Annotated in this window: 2 protein-coding genes; both read right to left on the reverse strand. The window is 62.2% G+C overall.

All coding sequences use genetic code 11. The features are described from left to right. Window positions 1-31: 31 nt before the first annotated feature. Window positions 32-925, reverse strand: a complete 894-nt coding sequence (locus tag A5658_RS19800) for an IS3 family transposase (RefSeq protein ID WP_067339187.1) — start codon at window positions 923-925, stop codon at window positions 32-34. Then, window positions 922-1,212, reverse strand: coding sequence for a transposase (locus A5658_RS19805; protein ID WP_067339190.1), 291 nt, complete (start codon window positions 1,210-1,212; stop codon window positions 922-924). Before A5658_RS19805 ends, A5658_RS19800 begins: the two co-directional genes overlap by 4 nt. Between the last annotated feature and the right edge of the window lie 46 nt (window positions 1,213-1,258).

Consider the following 1,258-nt stretch of genomic DNA (forward strand, 5'->3'; position numbering starts at 1 on the left):
TGGGCTTCCCCCGAAATCGTGGAGGCATTCTTTATGCTGCCTCCGACTGGATGGCAGCGATCTTTTCGTACTCGATTGGCGGGAGCAACCCCGCGGAGCTATGCCGGCGTTGAGTGTTGTAGAAGTCGTGGCACCAGGCCGTGACGACGGCGCGTGCCTGGGCCTTGGTGGCAAAGTGGTGCCGCGAGAGCACTTCATGCTCCAGGGTGGAGAAAAACGCCTCGCTGGCGGCGTTGTCAAAACACGACCCGACACGCCCCATCGATTGTCGGACCCCGAGGCGCCGACACAGTGCGGTGAAATCGTTTGCGGTATAAGTAGATCCACGATCTGTATGAAAAATTACCCCGCCGATTGCGTCTTTGCCGCCGCGGACCGTGGCGGCCATCTTGATCGCGTCGCTGGCCAGCTCGGCGTCGGGATGCTCCGACATCGGACACGCCAGCAAACGCCGCCCGCACAGATCCAGCACGGAAGCCAAAAAGAGCTTGCCCTCATCGGTGGGGATCTCGGTGATATCCCCGCACCACTTGCGGTTGGGCGCCGGCGCAGAGAAGTCCCGTTTCAACAGGTCAGGAAACTTCGGCGCCTTCTTGTCTTGTCGGGTCAATCCGTTGGGACGCTTGGGTTTGCGACCCTGCAGGCCCTGACGGCGCATGGACTCGGCAACAGTGTTCACACCAACCTTCCAGCCCTCGGCGAGCAGGTCAGCGTGGATCCGTGGCGAGCCGTAGGTGCGTTTCGAGTGGTCGAACAGCTCGCGCACCCGCGTGTCCAGGCCAGCACGGCGGCGTTCTCGATCGGTGGGCTCGCGGTGCATCCACTTGTAAAACCAGGAGACGCTGACCCCCAAGATGGCGCAGCACGCCGCGTGTGGCACCCGGTGGAAGGTCCTCTGGTCGGCGATGAAGCGCGCCACACTCACTTCGTCGCCTCCTTCACCCACAGGACCACGGATCGCTTGAGGACATCACGCTCCATCCGCAGCTCAGCAACCTCGGCGCGCAGCCGCTTCAACTCGGCGACGTCACCAGTCGAAAGATCCTGTGTGCCATCGCGTTCCGCACGATCCTTGGCAACCCAATTACCCAACGTGCCCGAGTGGATCCCGAGGTCTCGGGCCACCTGGGCGATCGGCTTACCGGTATCCCGGACAATACGGACCGCTCCCTCCCGAAACTCCTGGTCGAACTTCCTGCGCGTCTCTGACATGACTACTCCTCATAGTGCATGCCTCCACGCTTTCGGGGGATTTCCA

The sequence above is a fragment of the Mycobacterium sp. 1245111.1 genome (assembly GCF_001673405.1).
Lineage (GTDB): Bacteria > Actinomycetota > Actinomycetes > Mycobacteriales > Mycobacteriaceae > Mycobacterium.

What these genes read in the sequence shown, in the direction of transcription:
- A5658_RS19805 (WP_067339190.1), bottom strand. Translation starts at nt 1,212, where the DNA reads ATGTCAGAGACGCGCAGGAAGTTCGACCAGGAGTTTCGGGAGGGAGCG.